This window comes from Streptomyces sp. NPDC001443, from assembly GCF_053597355.1.
In genome coordinates, this window is sequence record NZ_JBSFIA010000050.1 from 34,440 (window position 1) to 59,541 (window position 25,102).

At 72.5% G+C, this 25,102-nt stretch carries 21 protein-coding genes, 3 tRNA genes and 2 pseudogenes; 11 read left to right on the top strand and 15 right to left on the bottom strand.

Features of this window, described 5'->3' with window-relative positions; genetic code table 11:
* Positions 1 to 81: 81 nt before the first annotated feature.
* The 3 genes from ACWC24_RS36550 to ACWC24_RS36560 all read right to left on the bottom strand — a co-directional run bounded on the left by ACWC24_RS36550 (position 82) and on the right by ACWC24_RS36560 (position 4,759).
* Complete coding sequence (locus ACWC24_RS36550) at positions 82 to 2,259, bottom strand: 3-hydroxyacyl-CoA dehydrogenase NAD-binding domain-containing protein (protein WP_450667223.1); 2,178 nt, start codon at positions 2,257 to 2,259, stop codon at positions 82 to 84.
* A gap of 40 nt (positions 2,260 to 2,299) precedes the next feature.
* Complete coding sequence (locus ACWC24_RS36555) at positions 2,300 to 3,514, bottom strand: acetyl-CoA C-acetyltransferase (RefSeq protein WP_450667224.1); 1,215 nt, start codon at positions 3,512 to 3,514, stop codon at positions 2,300 to 2,302.
* Between the two features lie 105 nt (positions 3,515 to 3,619).
* Entirely contained in the window at positions 3,620 to 4,759 is a 1,140-nt protein-coding gene (locus tag ACWC24_RS36560) for a CaiB/BaiF CoA transferase family protein (RefSeq protein WP_450667225.1), read from the bottom strand.
* 293 nt (positions 4,760 to 5,052) lie between these two features.
* On the opposite strand from ACWC24_RS36560, the gene ACWC24_RS36565 reads away from it, so the two are divergent.
* Positions 5,053 to 6,231: a saccharopine dehydrogenase family protein gene (locus ACWC24_RS36565; protein ID WP_450667226.1), complete on the top strand. Its 1,179-nt coding sequence runs from the start codon at positions 5,053 to 5,055 to the stop codon at positions 6,229 to 6,231.
* 245 nt (positions 6,232 to 6,476) lie between these two features.
* Here the strand turns inward: ACWC24_RS36565 and mmpA are convergent, their stop codons facing one another.
* Both mmpA and ACWC24_RS36575 read right to left on the bottom strand, forming a co-directional pair.
* Positions 6,477 to 6,623: a morphogenic membrane protein MmpA gene (gene mmpA / locus ACWC24_RS36570; RefSeq protein ID WP_392608773.1), complete on the bottom strand. Its 147-nt coding sequence runs from the start codon at positions 6,621 to 6,623 to the stop codon at positions 6,477 to 6,479.
* A 62-nt stretch (positions 6,624 to 6,685) separates the two neighbouring features.
* Positions 6,686 to 7,399, bottom strand: a complete 714-nt coding sequence (locus ACWC24_RS36575; protein WP_450667227.1) for an endonuclease V — start codon at positions 7,397 to 7,399, stop codon at positions 6,686 to 6,688.
* Positions 7,400 to 7,459: 60 nt separating this feature from the next.
* Here ACWC24_RS36575 and ACWC24_RS36580 point away from each other — a divergent pair, with 60 nt between their 5' ends.
* Positions 7,460 to 7,756 (top strand): YciI family protein, encoded by a 297-nt coding sequence (locus tag ACWC24_RS36580; protein WP_450667228.1) that lies wholly within the window; start codon positions 7,460 to 7,462, stop codon positions 7,754 to 7,756.
* 12 nt (positions 7,757 to 7,768) lie between these two features.
* Here the strand turns inward: ACWC24_RS36580 and ACWC24_RS36585 are convergent, their stop codons facing one another.
* Positions 7,769 to 8,836 (bottom strand): WD40/YVTN/BNR-like repeat-containing protein, encoded by a 1,068-nt coding sequence (locus tag ACWC24_RS36585; RefSeq protein ID WP_450667244.1) that lies wholly within the window; start codon positions 8,834 to 8,836, stop codon positions 7,769 to 7,771.
* A 345-nt stretch (positions 8,837 to 9,181) separates the two neighbouring features.
* Here ACWC24_RS36585 and ACWC24_RS36590 point away from each other — a divergent pair, with 345 nt between their 5' ends.
* The gene (locus tag ACWC24_RS36590; RefSeq protein WP_450667229.1) at positions 9,182 to 9,598 is read left to right on the top strand and encodes an SsgA family sporulation/cell division regulator; all 417 of its coding nucleotides are present in this window, start codon (positions 9,182 to 9,184) and stop codon (positions 9,596 to 9,598) included.
* On the opposite strand, the gene ACWC24_RS36595 is transcribed toward ACWC24_RS36590, so the two are convergent.
* Positions 9,595 to 10,437, bottom strand: coding sequence for an isocitrate lyase/PEP mutase family protein (locus ACWC24_RS36595; RefSeq protein ID WP_450667230.1), 843 nt, complete (start codon positions 10,435 to 10,437; stop codon positions 9,595 to 9,597). The genes ACWC24_RS36590 and ACWC24_RS36595 overlap by 4 nt on opposite strands.
* 348 nt (positions 10,438 to 10,785) lie before the next feature.
* Here ACWC24_RS36595 and ACWC24_RS36600 point away from each other — a divergent pair, with 348 nt between their 5' ends.
* The 4 genes from ACWC24_RS36600 (at position 10,786) to ACWC24_RS36615 (ending at position 15,535) form a co-directional block, all read left to right on the top strand.
* On the top strand, positions 10,786 to 12,399 hold the full coding sequence (locus ACWC24_RS36600; protein WP_450667231.1) for an ABC-F family ATP-binding cassette domain-containing protein: 1,614 nt from the start codon (positions 10,786 to 10,788) through the stop codon (positions 12,397 to 12,399).
* A 166-nt stretch (positions 12,400 to 12,565) separates the two neighbouring features.
* Entirely contained in the window at positions 12,566 to 13,342 is a 777-nt protein-coding gene (gene ddaH / locus ACWC24_RS36605) for a dimethylargininase (protein WP_450667232.1), read from the top strand.
* A gap of 316 nt (positions 13,343 to 13,658) precedes the next feature.
* Positions 13,659 to 14,633, top strand: a complete 975-nt coding sequence (locus tag ACWC24_RS36610; protein WP_450667233.1) for an acyl-ACP desaturase — start codon at positions 13,659 to 13,661, stop codon at positions 14,631 to 14,633.
* Between the two features lie 65 nt (positions 14,634 to 14,698).
* Positions 14,699 to 15,535: a hypothetical protein gene (locus ACWC24_RS36615; protein WP_450667234.1), complete on the top strand. Its 837-nt coding sequence runs from the start codon at positions 14,699 to 14,701 to the stop codon at positions 15,533 to 15,535.
* A gap of 21 nt (positions 15,536 to 15,556) precedes the next feature.
* Here ACWC24_RS36615 and ACWC24_RS36620 read toward each other — a convergent pair.
* Positions 15,557 to 15,632, bottom strand: a tRNA-Trp gene (locus ACWC24_RS36620).
* Between the two features lie 139 nt (positions 15,633 to 15,771).
* Between ACWC24_RS36620 and ACWC24_RS36625 the strand changes: the two are divergent.
* Positions 15,772 to 16,599 (top strand): annotated as a pseudogene (locus tag ACWC24_RS36625) (DUF2201 family putative metallopeptidase); the annotation flags it as partial.
* Positions 16,592 to 17,194, top strand: a pseudogene (locus tag ACWC24_RS36630) (AAA family ATPase); the annotation flags it as partial. The pseudogenes ACWC24_RS36625 and ACWC24_RS36630, both read left to right, overlap by 8 nt.
* Here ACWC24_RS36630 and ACWC24_RS36635 read toward each other — a convergent pair.
* The 4 genes from ACWC24_RS36635 to ACWC24_RS36650 all read right to left on the bottom strand — a co-directional run bounded on the left by ACWC24_RS36635 (position 17,173) and on the right by ACWC24_RS36650 (position 19,123).
* Complete coding sequence (locus tag ACWC24_RS36635; protein WP_450667235.1) at positions 17,173 to 18,663, bottom strand: SDR family oxidoreductase; 1,491 nt, start codon at positions 18,661 to 18,663, stop codon at positions 17,173 to 17,175. The pseudogene ACWC24_RS36630 and the gene ACWC24_RS36635 overlap by 22 nt on opposite strands.
* Positions 18,664 to 18,676: 13 nt before the next feature.
* Positions 18,677 to 18,748: transfer RNA gene (locus tag ACWC24_RS36640), tRNA-Ala, on the bottom strand.
* A gap of 9 nt (positions 18,749 to 18,757) precedes the next feature.
* Positions 18,758 to 18,829: transfer RNA gene (locus ACWC24_RS36645), tRNA-Asp, on the bottom strand.
* A 48-nt stretch (positions 18,830 to 18,877) separates the two neighbouring features.
* Positions 18,878 to 19,123 carry a WhiB family transcriptional regulator gene (locus ACWC24_RS36650; RefSeq protein WP_450667236.1) on the bottom strand — a complete coding sequence of 82 codons (246 nt, stop codon included), beginning with the start codon at positions 19,121 to 19,123 and terminating at the stop codon, positions 18,878 to 18,880.
* 281 nt (positions 19,124 to 19,404) lie between these two features.
* Here ACWC24_RS36650 and ACWC24_RS36655 point away from each other — a divergent pair, with 281 nt between their 5' ends.
* Positions 19,405 to 20,196, top strand: a complete 792-nt coding sequence (locus ACWC24_RS36655; RefSeq protein WP_450667237.1) for a VOC family protein — start codon at positions 19,405 to 19,407, stop codon at positions 20,194 to 20,196.
* Between the two features lie 28 nt (positions 20,197 to 20,224).
* On the opposite strand, the gene ACWC24_RS36660 is transcribed toward ACWC24_RS36655, so the two are convergent.
* Positions 20,225 to 21,262 carry a LacI family DNA-binding transcriptional regulator gene (locus ACWC24_RS36660; RefSeq protein WP_450667238.1) on the bottom strand — a complete coding sequence of 346 codons (1,038 nt, stop codon included), beginning with the start codon at positions 21,260 to 21,262 and terminating at the stop codon, positions 20,225 to 20,227.
* 88 nt (positions 21,263 to 21,350) lie between these two features.
* Positions 21,351 to 22,376 carry a non-homologous end-joining DNA ligase gene (ligD, locus tag ACWC24_RS36665; RefSeq protein WP_450667239.1) on the bottom strand — a complete coding sequence of 342 codons (1,026 nt, stop codon included), beginning with the start codon at positions 22,374 to 22,376 and terminating at the stop codon, positions 21,351 to 21,353.
* 73 nt (positions 22,377 to 22,449) lie between these two features.
* Between ligD and ACWC24_RS36670 the strand changes: the two genes are divergently transcribed.
* Entirely contained in the window at positions 22,450 to 23,520 is a 1,071-nt protein-coding gene (locus ACWC24_RS36670; protein ID WP_450667240.1) for an ATP-dependent DNA ligase, read from the top strand.
* 117 nt (positions 23,521 to 23,637) lie between these two features.
* Here the strand turns inward: ACWC24_RS36670 and ACWC24_RS36675 are convergent, their stop codons facing one another.
* The gene (locus ACWC24_RS36675) at positions 23,638 to 24,828 is read right to left on the bottom strand and encodes a zinc-dependent alcohol dehydrogenase (RefSeq protein WP_450667241.1); all 1,191 of its coding nucleotides are present in this window, start codon (positions 24,826 to 24,828) and stop codon (positions 23,638 to 23,640) included.
* Between the last annotated feature and the right edge of the window lie 274 nt (positions 24,829 to 25,102).

The following is a 25,102-nucleotide window of genomic DNA, read 5'->3' on the forward strand; positions in this document are numbered from 1 at the left end:
CGCGTACGGCCGCGGTGCCGTCGTGGTCGTACGCCACGACGGCACCGTGCCGCCCGGGAGCCCGCTTCGCCGGTCGCCGGGTCAGCGCGCGTCGGTGAAGGTGCCGCCCTGCTCCGCCTTCTCCACCAGCAGCGCGGGCGGGGTGAACCGGTCGCCGTAGCGGTCGGCGAGCTGCCGCGCGCGGGCCACGAAGCCGGGCAGGCCGCCCTCGTAGCCGTTGATGTACTGGAGGACTCCACCGGTCCAGCCGGGGAAGCCGATGCCGAAGAGGGAGCCGATGTTGGCGTCGGCGACGGAGGTCAGCACGCCCTCCTCGATCAGCTTGACGGTGTCGAGCGCCTCGGCGAAGAGCATGCGTTCCTGCATGTCCTCGAACGGGATCCGGTGGCCGGACTTGGTGAAGTGCTCGCGCAGCCCCGGCCACAGCCCGGTGCGCGCGCCGTCCTCCCCGTACTCGTAGAAGCCGGCGCCGCCGCTGCGGCCGGTGCGGCCGAACTCGTCGACCATGCGGTCGATGACCGCCTCGGCCGGGTGCGCGGGCCAGGTGCCGCCCGCCTCCTCGACGGCCCGCTTGGACTCGTTGCGGATCTTGCGGGGCAGGGTGAGGGTCAGCTCGTCCATCAGGGACAGCACCTTGGCCGGGTAGCCGGCCTGGGCGGCGGCCTGCTCGATCGAGGCGGGCTCGATGCCCTCGCCGACCATCGCCACGCCCTCGTTGATGAAGTGCCCGATGACGCGGGAGGTGAAGAAGCCGCGCGAGTCGTTGACGACGATCGGCGTCTTCTTGATCTGGCGGACCAGGTCGAAGGCGCGGGCGAGGGCCTCGTCGCCGCTGCGCTCGCCCTTGATGATCTCGACGAGCGGCATCTTGTCGACGGGCGAGAAGAAGTGCAGCCCGATGAAGTCGCTCTGGCGCTCCACGCCTTCGGCGAGCGCGGTGATGGGCAGGGTGGAGGTGTTGGAGCACAGCAGCGCGTCGGGTTCGACGACGTGCTGGATCTCCTGGAACACCTTGTGCTTGAGCGAGGTGTCCTCGAAGACGGCCTCGATCACCGCGTCGCAGCCCGCGAGGTCCTGCGGGTCGGCGGTCGGGGTGATGCGGGCGAGGAGGGCGTCGGCCTTCTCCTGGCTCGTACGGCCCCGGGAGACCGCCTTGGCGCACAGTTTCTCGGAGTAGCCCTTGCCCTTGACGGCCGCCTCCAGCGAGACGTCCTTGAGGACGACCTCGATGCCCGCGATGGCGCAGGAGTAGGCGATGCCCGCGCCCATCATCCCGGCGCCGAGCACGGCGACCTTGCGGACCTGGCGCGGCTCGACGCCCTGCGGCCGGTTGGCGCCGGAATTGACGGCCTGGAGGTCGAAGAAGAACGCCTGGATCATGTTCTTGGAGGTCTGGCCCGCCGCCAGTTCCACGAAGTAGCGGGCCTCGATGAGCTGCGCCGTCTCGAAGTCGACCTGGGCGCCCTCGACGGCGGCCGCGAGGATGTTGCGCGGGGCCGGGTAGGGGGCGCCGTTGGTCTGCTTGCGCAGGTTGGCCGGGAACGCGGGCAGGTTGGCCGCGAACTTCGGGTTGGCCGGGGTGCCGCCCGGGATGCGGTAGCCGGGGCGGTCCCAGGGCTGCTGCGACTCGGGGTTGGCGTCGATGAAGGCGCGGGCCTTGGCGATCAGGTCCTCGGGGCTGTCGGCCACCTCGTGGACGAGGCCGTTGTCCAGGGCGCGCCGCGGGCTGTACTGGGTGCCCTGGAGCAGCACCTTCAGCAGGGCGTCGGCGATGCCGAGCAGCCGGACCGTGCGGACGACGCCGCCGCCTCCGGGGAGCAGGCCGAGGGTGACCTCGGGGCAACCGATCTTGGAGCCGGGGGCGTCGAGCGCGACGCGGTGGTGGCAGGCGAGGGCGAGCTCGTAGCCGCCGCCCAGCGCCGCGCCGTTGATCGCGGCGACGACCGGCTTGCCGAGGGTCTCGATGCGGCGCAGGTTCCGCTTGATCTCCAGGCCGCCGTCCAGGAGTTCCTGGGCGGTCTCGGGGGTGACGCGGATGAGGTCGCGCAGGTCGCCACCGGCGAAGAAGGTCTTCTTGGCGGAGGTGAGGACGACGCCCCGGATGGAGTCCTTCTCGGCCTCCAGTCGGTCGGCGATCGCGGCGAGCGAGTCGCGGAACGCCTGGTTCATGGTGTTGGCGGACTGGTTGGGGTCGTCGAGGACGAGGGTGACGACGCCGGTGTCGTCCTGTTCCCAGCGGATGGTGGTGCTCTCGGTCATGACTGGTGTCTCCGTAGAAGTCTGAGGGTCCGCCGGGTGGTTACAGGCGCTCGACGACGGTGGCGATGCCCATGCCGCCGCCGACGCAGAGCGTGGCGAGGCCGTAGCGCTTGTCCTGGCGCTCCAGTTCGTCGACCAGGGTGCCCAGGATCATCGCGCCGGTGGCGCCGAGCGGGTGGCCGAGCGCGATCGCGCCGCCGTTGACGTTGACCTTGTCCAGGGACAGGCCCATGTCCCGCGCGAAGCGCAGGACGACGGCCGCGAAGGCCTCGTTGATCTCGACCAGGTCGATGTCGTCGATGGTCAGACCGGCCTTGGCGAGCGCCTTGCGGGAGGCGGGCGCGGGTCCGGTGAGCATGATGGTCGGCTCGGAGCCGGAGACGGCCGCGGAGACGATCCGCGCGCGCGGGGTGAGTCCGTACCGCTCGCCGACCTCTTTGGAGCCGATCGCGACGAGCGAGGCGCCGTCGACGATGCCGGAGGAGTTGCCGGCGTGGTGGACGTGGTCGATCTTCTCGACCCAGTGGTACTTCTGGAGGGCCACGGCGTCGAAGCCGCCGAGGTCGCCGATGTCGGCGAACGACGGCTTCAGCTTGGCCAGCGAGTCGGCGGTGGTGCCGGGGCGCAGGTGCTCGTCGTGGTCGAGGACGACCAGGCCGCTGCGGTCGCGCACGGGCACCACGGAACGCTCGAAGCGGCCCTCCTTGACGGCCGTGGCCGCCCGCTCCTGGGAGAGCGCCGCGTATTCGTCGACATCGCGGCGCGAGAAGCCCTCGATGGTGGCGATGAGGTCGGCGCCGATGCCCTGCGGCACGAAGTTGACGGCGAGGTTGGTCATCGGGTCGTTGAACCAGGCGCCGCCGTCGGAGGCCATCGGTACCCGGGACATCGACTCGACGCCACCGGCGAGGACCAGGTCCTCCCAACCGGAACGGACCTTCATCGCGGCCATGTTCACCGCCTCGAGACCGGAGGCGCAGAAGCGGTTCTCCTGAACTCCGGCGACGGTGTCGGGCAGACCTGCCGCGACGGCGGCGATCCGCGCGATGTCGGAACCCTGGTCGCCGACCGGTCCCACGACACCGAGGACGATGTCGTCGATCGCGGCCGGGTCGAGGCCCGGGAAGCGGTCACGGATCTCGTGGATGAGCCCCACGACCAGGTCGATGGGCTTCGTACCGTGCAGGGCCCCATTGGCCTTGCCGCGCCCGCGCGGGGTGCGGATCGCGTCGTACACGTACGCTTCGGTGCTCACTGACAAGCCTTTCAACGAGGGTTTCTGCCGAGCGGTATCGGGGGCGTGGGAGCCTCGGGTCCGTCCGGCCGCGCCGCTGGTTCCGCGGCGCGGGCCGTACGTCCGTCAGGCGCCGTCCGCCAGGAGTCCGGGTATCCGCCAGTCACGGGCCACCGCCGCGGTGTCGGCGCCCGGTTGCGCGGGGCCGCTGCGGACGGCGGTGGGTGTCGCGGAGAAGCGGGGCGCGGGGGCGGGCTGGGTGATGCCGCCGTGGTCGGTGAAGGTGCCACGGGCGGCCAGGTGCGGGTGGTGCGGGGCCTCGCGCAGCGACAGCACGGGCGCCACGCACGCGTCGGAGCCCTCGAAGACGGCCGTCCACTCGTCCCGGGTGCGGGTGCGGAAGCGGGCCGCGACCGCCTCGCGCAGCTCGCCCCAGCGGGTCCAGTCCTTGCGGGCCGGAGCGAAGTCCTTCAGTCCGATGAGGTCCAGGAACTCCTCGTAGAACTGCTGCTCGAGGGCGCCGACCGCCATGTGCCCGCCGTCGGAGGTCTCGTACGTGCCGTAGTACGGGCAGCCGCCGTCGAGGAGGTTGGCGCCCCGCCGGTCCTGCCAGCCGCCCGCCGCGACCATGCCGTGGATCATCGCGGCGAGATGGGCGGCGCCGTCGACGATGGCCGCGTCGACGACCTGCCCGCCGCCGCCCGCGCGCGCGTGGTGCAGTGCGGCGAGGACGCCGACGACGAGGTAGAGGGAGCCGCCCGCGTAGTCGCCGACCAGGTTGGCGGGCACGGCAGGCGGCCGGTCCGGCTCGCCGATCATGCCGAGGGTGCCGGTGAGCGCGATGTAGGCGATGTCGTGCCCGGCGCGGTGGGCGAGCGGGCCCTGCTGGCCCCAGCCGGTCATCCGGCCGTAGACCAGCCGCGGGTTGACCGCGTGGCAGGCCTCGGGGCCGACGCCCAGGCGCTCGGCGACGCCCGGCCGGTACCCCTCGATCAGGATGTCCGCGCGGGCGGCGAGGTCGAGGACGCGGGCGGGTCCCCCGTCCGCCTTCAGGTCGACGACCACCGAGCGCTTGTTGCGGTTGGTGACGTCGTACTCCGGGGGGACGCCGAGTCCGGGGCCGCCGGGGCGGTCCACCCGTACGACGTCCGCGCCCAGGTCGGCCAGGAGCATGGCGGCGAACGGGCCGGGCCCGATCCCCGCGAGCTCGACCACGCGTACGCCCGAGAGCGGGCCGCCCCCGCCCGGTGCCGTTGCCGCTGTCATCCAGCCCCCTGAAGCCGTGACCGTGACACAAGTGATGTAACACCGACGATGCTAAGAACACGTTCTACGCAACACAAGACCTGGGCGAGCAAGCGCTTAGCCAAGTATGGACGGCGCGCCGCGGGATCGCCGCCCGAGGGCACCAAGTGGAGCAAAAGCGCGCCTTCCGGCGCTTCATCCGGCCATTCCCGGGCCTGGCCGTCCGGTACCTGCGGGCTCGTCGCGGGGCCCCGCGGTCCTCACGCTAGCCTCAGCCACCGACAGCGGCGCGGCTGCACGAAGCGAGGGGTGTCATGACCAGGCTGAACAGGACGGACCGTCCGTACGACATCGTGCTCTTCGGAGCCACCGGCTTCGTCGGCACGCTCACCGCGGAGTACCTCGCCGCCCACGCGCCCGAGGGGCTGCGCTGGGCGATCGCGGGCCGCAGCGAGCGCGGGCTGCGGGAGCTGCGCGACCGGCTGCCCGGCGCCGCGCAGGTCGGCGTGCTGCGGGCGGACGTGTCCGACCCGGCCTCACTGCGCGCCCTCGCCGACCACGCGCGCGTGGTGGCCACCACCGTCGGCCCCTACCTCAGCTACGGCGAGGAGCTCGTCGCCGCCTGCGCGGACGCCGGCACGGACTACCTCGACCTCACGGGCGAGCCGGAGTTCGTGGACCTCGTGTACGTACGGCACGACTCACGCGCGCGGGAGACCGGCGCACGGCTGGTGCACGCCTGCGGTTTCGACTCGGTCCCGCACGACCTGGGTGCGCTCTTCACGGTCCGCCGGCTCCCCGAGGGCGTGCCGCTGCGGGTCGACGGCTTCGTGACGGCGCACGCCACTTTCTCCGGCGGCACGTTCGCCTCGGCGCTGAACCAGTTCGCGCGCGGACGGCAGATGGCGGCCGCCGCGCGCGACCGCGGGCGGCACGAGCCGCGGCTCATGGGCCGCCGGGCCTCGGCCCCGACGGGCGCGCCGCGGTTCGCCGGGGAGGTCGGCGCCTGGGCGCTGCCCCTGCCGACCATAGACCCGCAGATCGTCCGGCGTTCGGCGAAGGCCCTGGAGCGCTACGGCCCCGACTTCCGCTACCGCCACTACGCGGCCGTACGGCGGCTGCCCGTCGCGCTGGGCGGGGTCGCCGCCGTGGGTGCGCTGGCCGCGGCCGCCCAGGTCCCGCCCGCGCGGCGCTGGCTGTCCGACCGCCTCAAGCCCGGGGAGGGGCCCGGCGAGCGGACCCGGGCGAAGAGCTGGTTCTCGGTGCGCTTCGTCGGCGAGGGCGGCGGCCGGCGGGTGTTCACCGAGGTCGCGGGCGGCGACCCCGGGTACGGCGAGACGGCGAAGATGTTCGCGGAGTCGGCGCTCGCCCTGGCCTTCGACGACCTTCCGCCGACGGCCGGGCAGGTCACGACGGCGGTGGCGATGGGCGACGCGCTGACGGAGCGACTGCGCCGGGCCGGGATCACCTTCCGGGTGGCCGCCGTCCGGTGAGGCCGCACAGGCCGTGAGAGCTCCGGGCGGAAGGCGCCGCCCGCCGGGCCCCACTTCGGTTCAGAGTTCTAGGGCGTGTTTCGAAAGTCCCGTCTGCCCGGCGACGCCTGGCACGCGCGCTCGCTGCGTTGTCGGGATCGCCCCGATACAACCAGTATCGGGGCGACCCTCCGCCTTGCGATCGCACGCACCAGACGCCGCCGGGCCCGCCCTTCGGGCGGACGACGCTACTTTCGAAACACGCCCTAGAGCGGCCAGGCCACCACCGTGTAGATCATCCCGGCTATCCAGGCGACCCCCGCCAGCGCGGCGAGGATCAGGGCGGCCGTCACGGCCCGCTCGACCGGCCGGTTCGGGTCGGCGAGGGGCTTCGGGGAACGCTGCGTCGTCATGCGGCCCAGCCTGTCGGTCGATCCGGCCGGGCCACATCCGTACAGGTACTCAGAACGGGTACTCAGCGCGGCACTTGGGGCTCCTGGCGCGTGGTCGCCTCCTGAAGCGCCCGTCGGCACAGCGCGTCCGCCCGGCGGGTCGTCTCCGGGAGCCGGTAGGCGGGGGTGAGGGCGAGCGTGTGGGCGCAGGCGTTCTCCAGGCCGACCCGGTGGCCGACGGAGACGAACACCGGCTTGACGCCGTCCCGGGTGCGCAGGGCCCGTCCGACCTCCTCCGTGCCCGCCCGGAGCGGCGCGGCCGCTCCGCGCCGGGTGCCCGGATCGTCGTACGCGAAGGTGAAGGGGTTCTTCGCGACGCCGATCGTCGGCAGGCCGGTGAGGACGCCCAGATGGCTGGCGAGACCGAAGCGGCGCGGGTGCGCGAGGCCGTAGCCGTCGCAGACGACCAGGCCGGGCGGGCAGGACAGGGCCGCGAGGGCGGCGAGGACCGTCGGGATCTCGCGGAACGCGAGCAGGCCGGGCACGTACGGGAAGGAGATCCGGCCGACCGCCGTGGCCTCGGCGACGACACCGAGCCCGGCCGCGTCGAGGACGACGGCCGCCGCCACGACCACGTCCCGCTCGTCGTCGTAGGCGACGTCGACACCGGTGACGTGCCCGGACCCGGGCGGCGGACCCGGCTCGTCCGTCACCACCCGTCCGCGCAGTTCGTCCTGGACGGCGCGGGCCTCTTCCTCGGTCGCGGGCCAGCCCGCGGGGATGGGTACGGTCGTCATGGTGCGACGAGCCTACGACCCCCTCCGCTCCTGTCGCACCGCCGGGCTAGGCTCTTGATCATGTTCGTACTGGAGCTCACCTACACCGCCCCGCTCGAAGCCGTCGACGCCGCGCTGGAGGCCCATGTGGCCTGGCTCGACGAGCAGTACGAGAAGGGGCTGTTCCTGGCGTCCGGACGCAAGGACCCCCGCGACGGCGGGGTGATCCTCGCCGTCGCGGCGGACCGGGCCGCGATCGAGGAGGTCGCCGCGGGCGACCCCTTCGTCGTGGCCGGTGTGTGCGCGTACCGCGTCACCGAGTTCACGGCGACGAAGACGGCGCCCGCGCTGGAGCCGTACCGCGAGACGCCCGGCTGAGGCGCGACCGGGTCAGTACGCCAGCCGGGCCACCCGCCCCTTCTCCCCCGCGGCCCAGCAGCCGAGGCCGACGGCCGCGCAGTCCACGGTGTCGTAAGAGCCCGGGTCGACCGTCCGCCAGGTGCGGCCGCCGTCCGTCGTCAGGTCCGTGCCGGTGGGGCCGACCGCGAGGGCTGCCGTACGGCTGTGCGGAAGCCAGGTGACGCCGGAACGGTAGGCGGGCGGGGGCGCGGCGGCGGGCCCCCAGGAGCGGCCGCCGTCGGAGGTACGGGCCGCCGCGTCCGGGGACGCCTGGTCGGCACGGTAGTCGCCGCCGACCGCGAGACCGTGGCCGCGGTCGCGGAAGGCGAGCGCGAAGACACCGCGGGCCGGGCCCCCGGCCGGGACCGGGGTGTCGGCCGCCGTCCAGGTCAGACCGCGGTCGGCCGAGTGCAGCACGCGCGCGCGTGCGCCCCCGCCGGTGGCCAGCCAGACGTCCCGCGGCCCGGAGGCGACCAGGCACTGGCCGCTCGCGGCGAAGCCCGCCTCCCCGTCCAGGGCGGCCGGCATCCCGGCGTTCGGCAGGACCCGCCAGGTGCGGCCGCCGTCGCCGGTGGACAGGATGCGGAACCGGCCGTCCACGGGGTCGCTCATCGCCAGGCCGTGCCGCCGGTCGAAGAAGGTGAGGCAGTCGTAGAAGGCCTTGGCGTCGGTGTTGCGGAAGGACTCCGTCCAGCTCGCCCCGCCGTCGTCGGTGCGGTACACCCGCGACGCCTCGCCCTCGCCGATGGCCAGCACCACGGCGCGTCGCGCGTCGAACGCCTCGACGTCCCGGAACTGGAGGTCGACGGCGCCCGGCGGCGAGACGTCGCGCCAGCTCGTCCCGCCGTCCGTGGTGCGCAGGACCGTGCCGCCGGTCCCGGCCACCCAGGCCGTGTCCCGGTCGACGGCGGACAGTCCGCGCAGCCGGACGCCGGGCGCGCCGGTGTCCTTCAGGTCCCAGTGCGGGGTCGGGTGAGGCCGCGCGTGGGTCTGCGGCCGGGGCTGTGTGCGGGCCTGCGCCGGTACGGCGGCCGGCGCGCACACCGTCGCCGTCACCATCGCCACCGTGGCCAGGAGGCGGGCGGACCGGCGCGACCGGCCGGCAGGCGTCGTGCGTCTCGTCTTCCCCAAGTGCACCGAACGTCTCATGGCGGGCGAAGCTAGCCCACCGCCCCGCCCGCGTCCAGGGTGCGTCCGGTCGCCTCAAGTGCCTTGCGGGCAACGGCAGTAGCTCCTCCGATCCACCCCTGGTCACCGTCACGACGGCTTCCCCGATCACTCCCGGATTGAAGTCGGTGACCGAGGTCACTCGGCACTCGGGTGCACGGAAGGGCCGTTTCGTACGTCTCTACCAGTACCCGTCCCGTCCGGTTCCGCCGTCCAGCCGTCCCAGGGAGCAAGGCGTTGTCCACTGTCATCGAGCAGTCCGTAGAGGCCCGTCTGGTCGCCGCCGCGCCACGGGTGCCGAGCATCCCCGCCACGCTGCACTACGACCGGCGTGACCCGTTCGCGATCCACATGACCTTCCCGGCCCCGGCCACCCTCGAAGGCGTCGACGTCTGCTGGACGTTCGCCCGCGACCTGCTCACGGCCGGCCTCCAGGGCCCCGAGGGCCACGGCGACGTACGCATCCGGCCGTACGGGTACGGCCGTACCGTCATGGAGTTCCACGCGCCCGAGGGCACCGCGGTCGTGCACGTCCACTCGGCGGAGATCCGCCGCTTCCTGCACGCCACGAGCGAGCTGGTCGAGATCGGTCAGGAGCACCTCCACCTCGACCTCGACCACGACCTGGCGGAACTGCTGCGGGACGCCGGCTAGATCCTGTCCGGCGCGCCTGCCAGCAGCTTGTTCAGCCCGCCGTAGCCGGGCCCGCCGGCCGGCACCTCGTACGTCCCCGTGTCCAGCAGTTCCCGCGCGACCCGGCGGACCTCGGCGTACGCGGCCTCGGCCAGGCCCGAACCGGCGCTCACGCGCGCGACGCCGAGCCCGGCCAGTGCGGCGACCGGGAGGGAGCCGGGGCCGACCAGGATGTTGAGCGGACCGTCCACGCCGTCGACGAGGAGCTTGACGGTCTCCGGGTCGACGGCCCCGGGGACGAAGATCCCGTCGGCGCCCGCGGCGAGGAACGCGGCGGCCCGTTCCAGTGTGCGGTCCACTCCCCCGGCACTCCGCAGGAAGGTGTCGATCCGGGCGTTGACGAACAGCGGCACGTCCTGCGCGTCGGCGGCGGCGCGGGCGGCGGCGATGCGCTCGGCCTGCTCGGCGACCGGCCGCAGCGGCTCCGGCCCGTCGTACAGCGCGTCCTCCATGTTCACGCCCACGGCGCCCGCCGCGAGCACCGCGCGGACGGTCGCGGCGACACCCTGCGGATCCGGCGCGTAGCCGCCCTCGATGTCCGCGCTGACCGGCACCCGGACCGCGGACACGACGGCCGCCAGGGCCCCGACGGCCCGTTCCCGGTCGAGGCGGCCGCCGTCGGCGGCGCCCAGGGACCAGGCCAGGCCGGCGCTGGTGGTCGCGACGGCCGCGGCACCCGCGTCCTCGACGACCCGGGCGCTCGCCGCGTCCCAGGCGTTCGGCAGGACGAGCGGGCGTCCGGGGATGTGCAGGGCTCGAAAGGCGAGGGCGCGCTCACGCAAGGTGCTCGGGTTCGTCATGGGAACCACTCAAGCAGCGGGTCCCCGGGCTCGGCTGGCAGGAATCCGACGGCAACGGGCCCCGGGGCGGAGGAGTCGCACGGCACATCGGACCTCGTCCTAATCCGATTGACGTCCCCCGAGAGCCTTCGTAACGTTGGGGATGTTCCTGTTGTCGTCGATTGGAGAAGGACGTTGCTCGTCTGAGGTCCTGAGACACCGCCGCACACACCCGAGGGTGTGTGTTTGCTGTGCGACCTCGGCGTCCGAGCCGTCCTCCTGAGTTCCGGCACAGGACTTTCCGGCGATTGCCCCGCGGTGTCTTGATACGCGCTTGCCCTGACCGCATCAAGCAACCGCGAGGCCTGTATGTCCGCATCCCTCACCTGTACGTCCCTCTCCTTCGCCTGGCCCGACGGCACGTCCGTCTTCGACGGCCTGGACGCCTCCTTCGGCCCCGGCAGAACCGGTCTCGTCGGCGTCAACGGCTCGGGGAAGTCGACCCTGCTGAAGCTGATCGCCCGGGAGCTGGTCCCGGCCGACGGATCCGTCCGGATCGCGGGAGACGTCGGCTACCTCCCGCAGAACGTCACGCTCGACACCGCCCTCAAGGTCGACGAGGCCCTCGGCATCGCCGCCCGGCGCGCCGCGCTGCACGCCATCGAGAAGGGCGACGCGTCCGAGCGGCAGTTCGAGATCATCGGCGACGACTGGGACGTCGAGGAGCGCGCCCTCGCCACCCTCGGCGAACTCGGTCTCGGCCACATCGGCCTGGACCGCACGATCGGCGAGGTGTCGGGCGGCGAGTCCGTGCTGCTGCGGCTGGCCGCGCTCCTGCTGGACCGGCCGGACGTCCTCCTCCTCGACGAGCCCACCAACAACCTCGACCTGTACGCGCGCAAGCGGCTCTACGCGGCCGTCTCCGCCTGGCCCGGCGTCCTGGTCGTGGTCAGCCACGACCGCGAACTCCTGGAACTGGTCGACCAGATCGCGGACCTGCGCTCCGGCGAGATCGTCTGGTACGGCGGCACCTACTCGTCGTACGAGGAATTGCTGGCCACCGAGCAGGAGGCCGCCGAGCGCATGGTGCGGGTCGCGGAGGCCGATCTGCGCAAGCAGAAGCGCGAACTGGTCGACGCGCAGGTCAAACTGGCGCGGCGCAAGCGGTACGGCCAGAAGATGTACGAGCAGAAACGAGAACCGAAGATCGTCATGGGGGCGCGCAGACGCGCGGCACAGGAGTCCGCGGGCAAGCACCGCATCATGCACGAGGAACGGCTCTCCGAGGCGCGCGACCGGCTCGACGACGCGGTGGAGGCCGTACGGGACGACGACGAGATCCGCGTCGACCTGCCGTACACGGCCGTACCGCCGGGCCGGACCGTGCTCACCCTGCGGGACCTGGAACTCGCGTACGGTGCGAGCGTGGCCGGTGGCCTCGACCTGCACGGTCCGGAGCGGGTGGCGCTGATCGGGCGCAACGGCGCGGGCAAGACGACGCTGCTGCGCACCGTCGCCGGAGAGCTGACGCCGGTCTCGGGCGAGGCACAGCCGCATGTCCCGCTGCGCTTCCTGCCGCAGCGGCTCGACGTACTCGACGGCGAGCTGACCGTCGCCGAGAACGTGGCCCGGTTCGCGCCGGGCGCCACGAACAACCAGATCCGGGCCCGGCTGGCCCGCTTCCTGTTCCGTGGGGCCCGCGCCGACCAGCAGGCGGAAACGCTCTCCGGCGGCGAGCGCTTCCGGGCGGCCCTGGCCGCGCTGATGCTGGCGGAGCCCGCGCCGCAGCTGCTGCTGCTCGACGAGCCGACGAACAATCTCGACATGGCGAGCGTCCGGCAGCTGACGACGGCGCTGGAGTCCTACGAGGGCGCGCTGGTCGTGGCCTCCCACGACCTGGCGTTCCTGGAGTCCCTGGGCATCACGCGCTGGCTGCTGCTGGACGGGGAGCTGCGGGAGATCACGCCGGAGGAGATCGGTTAGCGGCCCTGCCCGGCTTCCCGGTCCTCCCGGGAGGCCGGGCGCGGCCGTGTCTCAGGAGTGCCACATCCTGTCCCCGAGGGTTCTGCCCGCGCCCGTGCGCGCTGCATGATGTCCAGCCTGCGCCGCATCATGGACACCGACTACACAGTGGATACGGAGACTCCTCGTGCCCAGCAAGAAGGCCCTCGTCCGCCGCCCCGGTCCGCGCCTCGCCGAAGGCCTGGTGACACACATCGAACGTGAGCAGCCCGACGTCGAGCTCGCGGCCGAGCAGTGGGAGGCGTACGTGGCGGCGCTCCGGGCGCACGGCTGGGAGACGGTCGAGGTGGAGCCGGCCGACGACTGCCCCGACTCCGTGTTCGTCGAGGACACGGTGGTCATGTACCGGAACGTCGCCGTGATCGCCCGGCCCGGCGCCGAGGCCCGGCGCGAGGAGACCGCCGGGGTCGAGGAGGCCGTGGCACGGCTCGGCTGTTCGGTGAACTGGATCTGGGAGCCGGGCACGCTGGACGGCGGCGACGTCCTGAAGATCGACGACACGGTCTACGTCGGCCGGGGCGGGCGCACCAACGCGGCCGGCGTGCAGCAGCTGCGCGCCGCCTTCGAGCCGCTGGGCGCGCGGGTCGTGTCCGTGCCCGTGAGCAAGGTGCTGCACCTGAAGTCGGCGGTCACCGCGCTGCCCGACGGGACGGTCCTCGGGCACATCCCGAACGTGGACCAGCCCTCGCTGTTCCCCCGCTTCCTCCCGGTGCCCGAGGAGTCCGGCTCGCACGTGGTGCTGCTCGGCGGCGGCAAGCTGCTCATGGCCGCGAGCGCGCCGAAGACGGCGGAGCTGCTCACGGACCTGGGTCATGAGGTGGTCGTGGTGGACATCAGCGAGTTCGAGAAGCTCGAAGGCTGCGTGACCTGCCTGTCGGTGCGTCTGCGGGACCTCTACGTCTGACCCCGTGCGCCCCGCACACCCCTTACGTCCCACATCTCCCGTACCTGACACATCTCCCGTTACCGCGATACCGCCGTTCAGGTGAACATCACCCGTCCAGCCCCGGGAATCACCCCTCCCGGGGCTGTCGCGCCGCCCTGAACCCGACCACGGGAAACAGTTCGGATTTCACGGAAAAAGGCGGCCTGATCAGCGGTCTTTACGCAGAACTTAACCTACGGCAACGTAACCTACGGCCTCGTAGCCTACGATTCCGTAAGTTCCGGCACCGCTCGCCGGACCGTTCGACCGTGCACCGCGTCCCCTGGAGTTACCCGTGACGATCACCTCCCCTCACCTCGGCAGCTCTGCCGCGTGGACAGACGCCAAGCTCCTGTACGCGCTGGAGGAGGTCGTCGAGACGGAGCTGAATCGTCACCTGAAGGTCGCCAAGGACTGGATGCCCCACGAGTACGTGCCGTTCAGCGACGGCCGCAACTTCCCCGGCCTCTTCGAGGACGGCGAGGCCTGGGGCAAGGAGCAGTCCAAGGTCACGGAGATCGGCCGGATCGCCCTGGTGGTGAACCTGCTGACCGAGGACAACCTCCCCAGCTACCACCACGAGATCGCCTCTCTGTTCGGCCGGGACGGCGCCTGGGGCACCTGGGTCCACCGCTGGACCGCCGAGGAGGGCCGGCACGGCATCGTGATGCGGGACTACCTGCTCACCTCGCGCGCGGTGGACCCGGACAAGCTCGAACAGTTCCGCATGGCACACATGAGCGAGGGCTTCGAGTCGGACAACCGTCACTCGATGCTGCACTCGGTCGCGTACGTCGCCTTCCAGGAGCTGGCGACCCGCATCTCGCACCGCAACACCGGACACCAGTCCGGCGACCCGGTCTGCGACCGCATGCTGGCCCGTATCGCGACCGACGAGAACCTCCACATGGTCTTCTACCGCAACCTGCTGAAGGCGGCCTTCGAACTGGCCCCCGACCTGACCATGCAGGCGGTGCGGGACGTCGTCGTGAACTTCCGGATGCCCGGTCACGGGATGCCCGGCTTCGAGCGGGCCGCCGCGCAGATGGCCATCGGTGAGGTCTACAACCTGCGCATCCACCACGACGACGTCATCCAGCCCGTCCTGCGTCACCTGAAGGTCCTGGAGATCGACGGCCTCGGCCCCGAGGGTCTCCAGGCGCAGGAGGAGCTCGGCCTGTTCATGGGCGGCCTCGACGCGGAGGCCCTGAAGTTCGACGAGAAGCTCGCGGCCCGCAAGGCGCGGATGGCGGCGCGGGCCGCGGGCTGACCGCACGCGCGCGGCGGGCCGAATTCCCGGTGCGGCCCGCCGCGGACCTGCGGCATCATGCCGCCATGCGTGACGACAGCACCTCCCAGCAGGCGGTCGACTTCCTGGTGGGCCTGGTCGAGAACAGAACCGGCAGGCGGATCCGCCGGCGCATCGGCCTGTCCCGCCCCGACCGGTCCCCGACGGCACAGCGTCGGCTGCTGTCCATGTGGACGTGGCCGCCGGTGCCCGCGTCCATGCTGCTGTGGGTCCTGGAGGAGGACGACCCCGAGCTGAACACCGTGGTGTGGCGGCACCTGCCGGCGAACGACGGCATCCGCCGGGCCATCGTCCGCGGTGTGCCGTTCGGCCCCGGTCGTACGGAGCCGGTGCCCGTCGCCCCCGCGCTGCACGGACAAGAACCCCCGGTGCCCGAGAGCTTCACCCGCTTCGGCCTGGTCGGCGCCCTGCGCGCGGTCACCTCCATGGAAGCGGGACGTGCGGCCGCCTCCATGGTCGTGGAGCGCCCGGCCTGGCAGGAGGTCGCCGACGCGGACCGGGAGCGTCCGCTGCCCGGCTACGCCCGCTGGGCCCTGTCCGTACGACCCGACTGTCCGCCCGCGCTGCGCGCCGGCTTCGGCACCCATCGCAAGTTCACCCACCGCGTGCGGCAGGCCGGAATCCTGAGCGGCCCCGCCGAGTACGCGACGGAGCACGGCCCCGCCGCGCGCGTACTGGGGCTGCTGTCCCTGGGCCACACCCTGTTCCCGGCGCGCCTGGGCGCCGCCCGGGACGCCCTGCGCCCGCTCGTGCACGACCACCTGGGCGACCGCGAGGAGGCCTGGGCGGTGCTGGCACAACTAATACCCACCTTCCACGGCACCGCCCCCGAACTGGTGGCGACCGCGGGCGCCATCGCCTGAACCGGCGGCGGTGGCGGGGGGGGCGGGGCGGCTGGATTCGAACCAGCGTGCTCTGGTTTTGGAGACCGGTGCGCCTGCCTCTGCGCTACGACCCCGCCCTTGGGGCCCGAGCGTAATGCCTTCGCCCGTTGTCGGTGCGGGCTGGTACCAATGAGTCACGCGGTCACATGCCATGCGGCACGGGGACACAGGGCCCATGGCACGTGGCGCGCCGCACGGGGGAACGGGGGCACGCGATGGCGTACGGGGAGCGGGGGCGTCGGCGTCCCCCGGTCGTGGACCTGGCCGACCGCAGGGCGCTGGAGCGGTACCGTCCGGCGGATCCCGCGCTGGTCGCGGAGGCACGGCGGCTGAAGGAGGCCGCCCTGCTGGACTTCGGCCTGACCGAGTCGGCGGTGGCGTCCTGGCTGTACGCCAAGTGCCACCACCAGATCCCGACGACCGCGGTGGACACGGCGGCCGTGGTCGCCTCCGGCGACGGCACCTGTCTGCTGCTGTTCAACCCGGACTTTTTCGTCCGACTGGGCCTGGACGGCGTCAAGTTCGTGCTGTTCCACGAGGCTCGCCACCTGGTGCACCGGCATCTGTACGCCGAACCCGAACTGCGCGACGACCCGGTGTTCGAGCTGGCGGCCGAGGTGTCCGTCAACCATGTGGCGCTGGTCCGCCTCGGCCGGACGGCGTTGCCCGCACTGAACGGCCGGCCCACCGGGGTCGACCCGCGCGAGGTGTACGAGGCCTACCGCGCGGACCTGACGGCGCACGACCTGGAGCCCGTCGCTTACGAGGCGTTCATCGCCACGGACCTGCGCGTCCACGGCGAGCTGAAGCGGATGCGGCATCCGCCGGTCCCGCAGCGGCGGCTGTGCGTGCATCTGGCGGAGGGCGGGGTGCCCGCCGACCCGGAGACCGTCGAAACGGTCGTGTCCTCGGTGCTGCTCAACTCCCTGCTGGCGGCCCGGCGCGGGCACGCGGGAGCGGAACGCGAACTGCTCGACCTGATGCACCGCAGCGAGGACGGCCCGGCGCGGACCTCGCGGATCTGGGGGAACCTCGGCCCAGGCGTCCCGGTTCACCGCGTCCCTGGAGGTGGAACCGGACGACATCCCGGCCAACGAGTGGCTGCTCGCCCGTTACGGGGCGGACGCGGAGACGGTCCTGGAGTGGTGGAAGCACGACATCGACGACGAGGGCCGGGCCTGGATCACCAAGCGCACCATGGAGCGGCTGATCAAGCTGCACCGCCGCGGGCTGCCGCTGGAGATGGCCACGGTCTATCTCGGGGACGGCGAGTACGCGCCGGTACCGCTCACCGCGCCGATCGACCGGTTCCGTGGCCGTCCGGTCACCGGTCTGCGGGAGCTCGCCCGCGACATCGACGCCTGGGAGGCCCGGCTGCGGCGCGCGGCCGGGCACTCGGACGAGGGCGGCGACGACAGCGACATCGTCCATCAGCTGCTGGCCAACGCGGAGTTGTCACAGCTGAAGAAGCACCGTGCCGCGGTGTCCCGGCTGGTCCCGCTGCTGCCGGCGAAGCTGCGCGCGACCTATCTGGTGGGCGCGTCGGCGCAACAACAGCGTTTCTGGACCGAGGTGTTCACAACGATGCGGCGCCCGGACCGGAACCCGGACGGTGCTCACCACTCCGCTTCTCGGTAGTCCTTGAGGAACACCCCGGACAGCGGTTCGCCTGACTCGCCCCGCACGATCGGGTCGTAGACGCGGGCCGCTCCGTCCACGATGTCCAGCGGGGTGCGGAACCCCGCCCGGGCCATCCGGGACTTCTTCGGAGCCGGGTTCTCGTCGGTGATCCATCCGGTGTCGACGGCGCACATGTGCACGCCCTGCTCGGCGAGTTCGGCGGCGCTGGTGCGGGTGAGCATGTTCAGGGCCGCCTTGGCCATGTTGGTGTGCGGATGGCCGGCGGTCTTGTTGCGTACGGCGAACCGGCCCTCGACCGCGGTGACGTTGACGACGTAGCGGCGCGGGTGCGGAGAGGCGAGCAGCAGCGGCAGCAGCCGGTCGCACAGCAGGGCCGGGGCGAGGGCGTTGACCAGCTGGGTCTCCAGCACCTCGGCCGGGTCGAGGGCGCCGAGCCGCGCCGACCAGGAGTTCTCCGGGGACGGGTCCGGGAGCAGCCCGGCCTCGTCGGCCTCCCGCAGGGCGGCGGGCACGGCGGCCGCCGAGCCCTCCAGCATCCGCATCGGGCGGAAGCCCGGCGCCTGCCGGGCGCCCTCGGGCAGGGCGTCGTACTCGCCGGCGGCGAGCAGCCCGTACGACTCGGGCGGTCGGCGCACGGTCTGCGCCGCGTTGTTGACGAGGATGTCCAGCGGCTCGCCCGTTCGGCGCAGTTCCTCGCAGAGTCCCAGCACCTGGCGTGGGTCGCGCAGGTCGACGGCGAGCACGGTGAGCCGGTCGAGCCACTCGGCGCTGCCGGGCGCGGCCCTGAAACGGCGCACGGTGTCGTGCGGGAAGCGGGAGGTGACGAGCACGTCCGCGCCGTCGCGCAGCATCATCAGGGCCAGCTGGAACCCGATCTTGACCCGGCCGCCGGTGAGCAGCACGCGACGGCCGCCGAGATCGGTGCTCAGGGCCCGGCGGGTCGTGTTGTCCTCGGCGCACCGTGGACAGAGCCGGTGGTAGAAGGAGTCGACCTGTCGATAGGGCTCCTTGCAGACATAACAGGTACGCGGTCTGTGGAAGCTGCCGCCGCTGCCGGGTGCGGCCAGGGGCGCGTCCTCGCGCCGGTCCGCCGCGCCGGTCGCGGTGGCCGCCATCGCCGCCGCGTCGGCGGCCGAGACCTCGGTGCTGCGCGTCTTGCGGCGCCGCAGCCGTCCGTCGCGGGCGAAGGACGCGGCGACCTGCTCCGCCCGCAGCCTGCGGACGTCGTCGACGGGCAGCGCCCGCAGCTTGCCCACGGTCCGGTGGAAGGCGGCCAGTTCCGCCTCGGTGAGGGCTTCGGTGACGGCTACGGGGGCCGACTCGGTCTCCGCCCCGCCGACCGCGTCGATCGCCGTCTCGATCGCCGTCCCGGTCTGCGACCCGGTGTCCGATCGGATGATCGCCCCGGTGTCCGCCTCCGTGTCCGACCCGGTGATCAGCTCGCCCATCCGTCCCGCCCGCCCCATGTCCGTCGTACCGTGGGCCCGGCCGGATTCGAACCGGCGTATCCGCCTTGCCAAGGCGGCGAGTCTGCCTCTGCTCCACGGGGCCGTCAGTGCGTCCGGACGACCGGATTCGAACCGGCGTATCCGCCCTGACAAGGCGGCGAGTCTGCCTCTGCTCTACGTCCGGACGCGCCATGATCGTAACCGGCCGGGCGGCGGTGGAACACAGGGTTTTTCAGTTGGCCGTGCGCCGGAGCTGGAGCCGTTCCTTCTCGGACAGGCCGCCCCAGACCCCGAAGCGCTCGTCGTTGGCGAGGGCGTAGTCGAGGCAGGCGGAGCGCATCTCGCACATGCCACAGATGCGCTTCGCCTCACGCACCGAGCTGCCCGGCTCGGGAAAGAAGAAGTCCGCCCCGGTCTGCGCGCACAGAGCCCTGGCCTGCCAGGCGAGGTCGGGCGTGGCGATGGTGTCGATCTGCATGGTCAGGATCGTGCCGGGCGGCGAAAAACGTTCGATCAACGCCGGATCAACGCGGCGGTCCGACGGCTCCGGCCGACCGATGATCCTCCCGCGCGCCGCCGTGGCGCACGGCGGCGCGCGGAGCCGGGAGGAACAATCGGAGCATCCGCCGTCACGGAAGGTGATCTCCGTGTCCGCCGTCGTCGTGCCCCGCTCCGTCGGGTCGCTGCGGCAGCGGGTGTCAGTGGGCGGTGCAAGACTCGGCAGTGCAGGCACCGGGACCCCCTTCAAGGAGGGCGTAGATGCTCACCACCAGTTTCGTCGACGGCTCCCCGAACTGGATCGACCTCGGCACGTCCGACCTCGAGGGCGCCACCGCCTTCTACGCCGCCCTGTTCGGCTGGCAGTTCGTCTCGGCGGGCCCCGAGGCCGGTGGCTACGGCTTCTTCCAGCTCGGCGGGAGGACCGCGGCCGGCGGTATGCAGACCACCGCGGAACAGGGGCCGCCGTCCTGGAACGTGTACTTCCAGAGCCCGGACGTGGAGGCCACCGCGAAGACGGCGGAGCAGGCCCACGGCCGTGTACTGCACCCGCCGATGGACGTCATGGGCCAGGGCCACATGGCGATCCTCGCGGACCCGGCCGGGGTGCAGTTCGGCCTCTGGCAGCCGGGCCGCATCAAGGGTGTGGACGTGGCCGAGGAGACCGGTTCGCTGTGCTGGGTCGAGCTGTACACGCCGGACATCGCGGCGGCTGCCGCGTTCTACCACAAGGTGCTCGGCCACGAGACCTCGGCGGTGCCGTTCCCCGGCGGCACCTACACCTGTCTGAACCCCGCCGTCGGCGGTGAGGACGCCATGTTCGGCGGTCTGGTCCCGCTCGCCGACGACCCCACGGAGGCCGCGACCGGCCCGTACTGGCTGCCGTACTTCGAGGTGACCGACACGGACGCGGCCGTGGCCAAGGCGCAGGAGTTGGGCGGCACGGTCCGGATGCCCGCCACGGACGTGCCGGACGTGGGCCGGATCGCCAAGCTGGCCGATCCGTCCGGAGCCCGTTTCGCGGTGATCCGGAGCGCGCAGCAGCAGCTCTGACCGGTCCCGCGCCGCTCCGGGGTCCGGGTCAGGCGGAGGCGCGACGCACCAAGGTCGTAGGCAGGACCACGGCGGCCGGCGTGGCCGCGTCGGTCCCACCGGTGGTGCCGCGGTCGACGCGGCGCAGCAGCAGACGGGCCATCAGACGGCCCATCTCCTCTATGTCCTGGCGGATCGTGGTCAGCGGCGGGTCGGTCTGCTCCGCGACGGGCAGCATGTCGTCGAAGCCGATCACGGCGACGTCCTCGGGCACCCGCCGCCCGCGTTCGCGCAGGACGCGCAGGGCGCCCGCGGCGGTGAGGTCGTTGGCCGCGAACACGCCGTCCAGGTCCGGGCAGCGGTCGAGGAGCTCACGCATCGCGCGTTCACCGCCGGCCGGGGTGAAGTCGCTCTCGACGACCATCCCCGGGTCGGCGTCCGGCATGACGTCCCGGAAGCCGTCGAGCCGGTCCACCGCGGACGTCTGGTCGAGGGCGCCCGCGATGTGCGCGATCCGGGTGCGGCCGAGTCCGACGAGGTGCCGCACGGCCGCCCGGGCGCCACCCCGGTTGTCGCTGTCGACGTAGACCGGACCGGGTGTGCCGTCGCCCCAGCCGGGGCGGCCGCCGAACACGGTCGGCACTCCGGCGCCCTGGATCAGTCCGGGCAGCGCGTCGTCGAGGTGCAGCGAGAACACCAGGGCCCCGTCGACATGGCCGCCGGCGAGGTAGCGGCCGACGCGGGCGTGGTCGTCGCGGCCCTCGGTGAGCAGCAGGACGAGCTGGCTGTCGTGGACCGTCAGCTCCTTGCTGATGCCGCGCAGTTGCAGGGCGAAGAAGGGGTCGGCGAAGACGCGGGTCTCCGGCTCGGCGATGACGACGGCGATCGCGTCGTGCCGTTTGGTCACCAGGCTGCGGGCGGCCTGGTTGGGGACGTAGCCGAGTTCGTCCACCGCCCGCCTGACCCGCTCGACGAGGGGTTCGCGCACCCCGTCGCCGCCGTTGACCACCCGGGAGGCGGTGGCCCGGGAGACGCCGGCCCGCGCGGCCACCGCCTCCAGCGTGGGACGGGCGGTTGTCTCGGTCATCTCGGGACTCCTCACCGTCGATTGCGGATCAGGATAGCCCCGGCCCCAAAGATCGGTGAGAGCGCTCTCGCAGCGGAGCTCCAAGCGCTCAGGCCTGACCCGGCTCCTCGTGCCGGGCCCGGCTCGGCTGGACCCGTCTGGGTTCGCCCGGCATCTTCGGGTACTCCGGCGGGTACGGCAGATCGGCGAGGCCGTGGTCGCGTTCGTCCTTCGCCGCCAGGTCGAGGAGGGCTTCCAGCGAGAACGCGTGGTCGTCCATGTCGGCGTGCACGTCGCCGAGTCCGGCGAAGCGGGCGGGCATCGTCATGAGGTCGAAGTCCCGGGGGTGCGCCTCGCCGACCTCGTCCCAGCGCAGGGGTGCGGAGACGGGGGCGTCCGGGCGGGGCCGTACGGAGTAGGCGGAGGCGATCGTCCGGTCCCGGGCCGTCTGGTTGTAGTCCAGGAAGATGCGCTCGCCGCGCTCCTCCTTCCACCACTTGACCGTCACCCGGTCGGGCATCCGGCGCTCCATCTCCCGTCCGACGGCGATCGCGGCCCGCCGGACCTGGGTGAAGGTCCAGCGGGGTTCGATGGGCACGAAGACGTGCAGTCCCCGGCCGCCGGAGGTCTTGGGCCAGCCCCGCAGCCCGCCGAACTGGTCGAGGACGGCCCGCAGTTCGTGGGCGGCGTGGACGGCGTCGTCGTAGTCGGTGCCGGGCTGCGGGTCGAGGTCGATGCGGAGTTCGTCGGGGTGGTCGACGTCGTCCCGGCGTACCGGCCAGGGATGGAAGGTGAGCGTGCCGTACTGGGCGGCCCACAGGACGGCGGCCTCCTCGGTGGGGCACATCTCGTCCGCGCTGCGGCCGCTGGGGAAGGTGATGTGGGCGGTCGGGATCCAGTCGGGCATGTTCTCAGGGGCCCGTTTCTGGAAGAAGGACTCGCCCGTCACGCCGTCGGGGTAACGCTCCAGAGTGGTGGGGCGGTTGCGCAGGGCGCGCAGGATGCCGGGCGCGACGGCCCGGTAGTACTGGGCGAGGTCCAGCTTGGTGTAGCCGCGCTCGGGAAAGAAGATCTTGTCCGGGCTGGACAGCCGTACGGTCCGGCCGCCCGCTTCCAGCTCCACCGCGTCACCCATGCGGCCACGGTAGGCCGACCGCCGCCGCCCCGCACACCGGGCGTCACGGGACGGGTGCGCGCAGAATCGGAGCATGGATCTGCCCGTCATGCCGCCCGTGAAGCCGATGCTCGCCAAGTCGGTGACCAGGATCCCGCCGGGCATGCAGTACGAGGCGAAGTGGGACGGTTTCCGGGCGATCGTGTTCCGTGACGGCGCCGAGGTCGAACTCGGCAGCCGCACCGGCAAGTCGCTGAACAGGTACTTCCCCGAGCTGGTCGCGGCACTGGCGGAGCGGCTGCCCGAGCGGTGCGTGGTCGACGGGGAGATCGTGATCGCCCGGGAGGGCCGGCTCGACTTCGACGCGCTCGGTGAGCGCATCCATCCGGCCGCCTCCCGGGTGCGCACGCTGGCCGAGCGGACGCCCGCGTCGTTCGTCGCGTTCGACCTGCTGGCGCTCGCCGACGAGTCGCTGGTCGACCTGCCGCTGACGGACCGGCGGGCCCTGTTGACCAGGGCGCTGGCCGGGGTGACGGCGCCGGTGCACCTGGCGCCCGCGACCACGGACGTCGAGGTGGCACAACGGTGGTTCGAGCAGTACGAGGGGGCCGGTCTGGACGGTGTGATCGCCAAGCCGCTGACGCTGCGCTACCGCCAGGACGAACGCGCCATGTTCAAGATCAAGCACGAGCGGACGGCGGACGTGGTCGTCGCCGGCTACCGGTTCCACAAGAGCGGTCCCGTCGTGGGCTCGCTGCTGCTGGGCCTGTACGACGACCGGGGCACCCTCCAGCACGTCGGCGTGTGCGCGGCCTTCGCGACGAAACGGCGCGCCGAACTGGTGGAGGAACTGGAGCCGCTGCGGCTCACGGACGTCCAGGGGCATCCGTGGGCCGCCTGGTCGGACGAGACCGCCCACGACACGGCCCGGCTGCCCGGCGCGCCCAGCCGCTGGTCGGGCAGGAAGGACCTGTCCTGGGTGCCGGTGCGGCCGGAGCGGGTGGCCGAGGTGGCGTACGACCACATGGAGAACGGGGCGCGTTTCCGGCACACGGCACGCTTCCGCCGCTGGCGCCCGGACCGTACGCCGGAGAGCTGCACGTACGCGCAGCTGGAGGAACCGGTGCGCCACGACCTCGCGGAGATCCTCGGGTCACCGGCCTGAGCCGGGCCCGGAGCCCGGACCCGAAGCGCGTCCCGGTACCGGTCCGGGCCCGGGGCGGGTCCCGGTACCGGCCCGAGCCGGACCCGGGCGCATCCCGTCACGGCCTCGCGGGGATCCTCACGGGTGCATGAGGATCTTGACGGCGCCGTCCTCCTTGCGCTGGAACATCTCGTACGCCTCGGGTGCCTCGCTCAGCGGCAGCCGGTGGGTGGCGAAGTCGTCGACGCCCAGCGGGTCCTCGTCCGTCAGGTACGGCATGATCTCGTCGCTCCACCGGCGGACGTTGGCCTGGCCCATCCTGATCTGGACCTGCTTGTCGAACAGGGTGAGCATCGGGACCGGGTCTGCCGTGCCGCCGTACACGCCCACGATCGAGATGGTGCCGCCTCGGCGCACGAGTTCGATGGCGGTGTGCAGGGCGGCGAGCCGGTCCACGGCGAAGTGCTCGGCGAGGGGGCCGCCGATCCTGGGGGGCAGCATCGTCGCGGCCTGCTGGGCGAGCCGGGCGACCGCGCTGCCGTGCGCCTCCGTGCCGACCGCGTCGATGACGGCGTCGGGGCCCCGGCCGGCGGTCCGGTCGCGGATCGCGGTGAGCAGTTCCTTCTCGCTGTCGAACTCCCTGAGGTCGAAGGTCTCCACGCCCCGCTCGCGTGCCCGCATCAGCCGCCGCGTGACCAGGTCCACGCCGAACACCCGCCCGGCGCCGCGTACCTGGGCCACCCGGCAGGCCATTTCGCCGACGGGCCCGAGACCGAGCACCGCGATGTCGGCGCCCGGCTTGAGTCCCGCGTAGGCGACCGCCTGCCAGGCGGTGGGCAGGACGTCGGACAGATAGACGAACCGGTCGTCGGGCGGTCCCTCGGGGACCTTGATCGGGCCGAACTGCGCCTGCGGCACCCTCAGGTACTCGGCCTGGGCGCCCGGCACCGCGCCGTAGAGGCGGGTGTAGCCGAACAGGGCCGCGCCCATGCCCTCGCCGGTGCACTGGGTGGTCTCGCACTGGGTCGGCAGTCCCTCCAGGCACATCCAGCAGTTGCCGCAGGCGATCTGGAACGGCACCACCACCCGGTCGCCGGCCATCAGGTCCGGCACCCCCGCGCCGACCTCCTCGACGATGCCCATGGGTTCATGGCCGAGGATGTCGCCCGGTGTCATGAACGGGGTGAGCACCTCGTAGAGATGCAGGTCGGAACCGCACAGGCCGCTGGAGGTGATGCGGATGACGGCGTCCGTCGGTTCCTGGATCGTCGGGTCGGGCACGTCCTCCACGCGCACATCTCGTCTGCCCTGCCACGTCACTGCCCTCATCGTGCCGCGCTCCCTCCGTCGCCGGGGTGTGTCCGCCGGTGGGACCTCCCGGGTACCCATGGGCCCGGAGCCGAACCGCCACGGGGCCCGCGCGCGCCATCCGGAGCGTTCGCCGCCGGATCATTCGGCGCGGCCGACGCGCGCGATCGGTGCCGAGCGGGTAGAGGTATCGGAAAACCGATAAGAGCTCCGGACAGAAGTGGGGTCCGATCAGCGGGCGGTGTCCGGTGCGTGCGATCGCAAGGCGCCGGAAGGTCCTTGTAGCGGAGCTACC

Bases quoted from the DNA above. Each gene is read 5' to 3' on its own strand.
- ACWC24_RS36550 (WP_450667223.1), bottom strand. From the start codon at position 2,259: ATGACCGAGAGCACCACCATCCGCTGGGAACAGGACGACACCGGCGTC.
- ACWC24_RS36670 (WP_450667240.1), top strand. From the start codon at position 22,450: ATGGATCTGCCCGTCATGCCGCCCGTGAAGCCGATGCTCGCCAAGTCG.
- ACWC24_RS36615 (WP_450667234.1), top strand. From the start codon at position 14,699: ATGCGTGACGACAGCACCTCCCAGCAGGCGGTCGACTTCCTGGTGGGC.
- ligD (WP_450667239.1), bottom strand. From the start codon at position 22,376: ATGGGTGACGCGGTGGAGCTGGAAGCGGGCGGCCGGACCGTACGGCTG.
- mmpA (WP_392608773.1), bottom strand. From the start codon at position 6,623: ATGACGACGCAGCGTTCCCCGAAGCCCCTCGCCGACCCGAACCGGCCG.
- ACWC24_RS36600 (WP_450667231.1), top strand. From the start codon at position 10,786: ATGTCCGCATCCCTCACCTGTACGTCCCTCTCCTTCGCCTGGCCCGAC.
- ACWC24_RS36575 (WP_450667227.1), bottom strand. From the start codon at position 7,399: ATGACGACCGTACCCATCCCCGCGGGCTGGCCCGCGACCGAGGAAGAG.
- ACWC24_RS36635 (WP_450667235.1), bottom strand. From the start codon at position 18,663: ATGGGGCGGGCGGGACGGATGGGCGAGCTGATCACCGGGTCGGACACG.
- ACWC24_RS36595 (WP_450667230.1), bottom strand. From the start codon at position 10,437: ATGACGAACCCGAGCACCTTGCGTGAGCGCGCCCTCGCCTTTCGAGCC.
- ACWC24_RS36580 (WP_450667228.1), top strand. From the start codon at position 7,460: ATGTTCGTACTGGAGCTCACCTACACCGCCCCGCTCGAAGCCGTCGAC.
- ACWC24_RS36565 (WP_450667226.1), top strand. From the start codon at position 5,053: ATGACCAGGCTGAACAGGACGGACCGTCCGTACGACATCGTGCTCTTC.
- ACWC24_RS36650 (WP_450667236.1), bottom strand. From the start codon at position 19,123: ATGCAGATCGACACCATCGCCACGCCCGACCTCGCCTGGCAGGCCAGG.
- ACWC24_RS36655 (WP_450667237.1), top strand. From the start codon at position 19,405: ATGCTCACCACCAGTTTCGTCGACGGCTCCCCGAACTGGATCGACCTC.
- ACWC24_RS36675 (WP_450667241.1), bottom strand. From the start codon at position 24,828: ATGAGGGCAGTGACGTGGCAGGGCAGACGAGATGTGCGCGTGGAGGAC.
- ACWC24_RS36585 (WP_450667244.1), bottom strand. From the start codon at position 8,836: ATGGTGACGGCGACGGTGTGCGCGCCGGCCGCCGTACCGGCGCAGGCC.
- ACWC24_RS36560 (WP_450667225.1), bottom strand. From the start codon at position 4,759: ATGACAGCGGCAACGGCACCGGGCGGGGGCGGCCCGCTCTCGGGCGTA.
- ACWC24_RS36660 (WP_450667238.1), bottom strand. From the start codon at position 21,262: ATGACCGAGACAACCGCCCGTCCCACGCTGGAGGCGGTGGCCGCGCGG.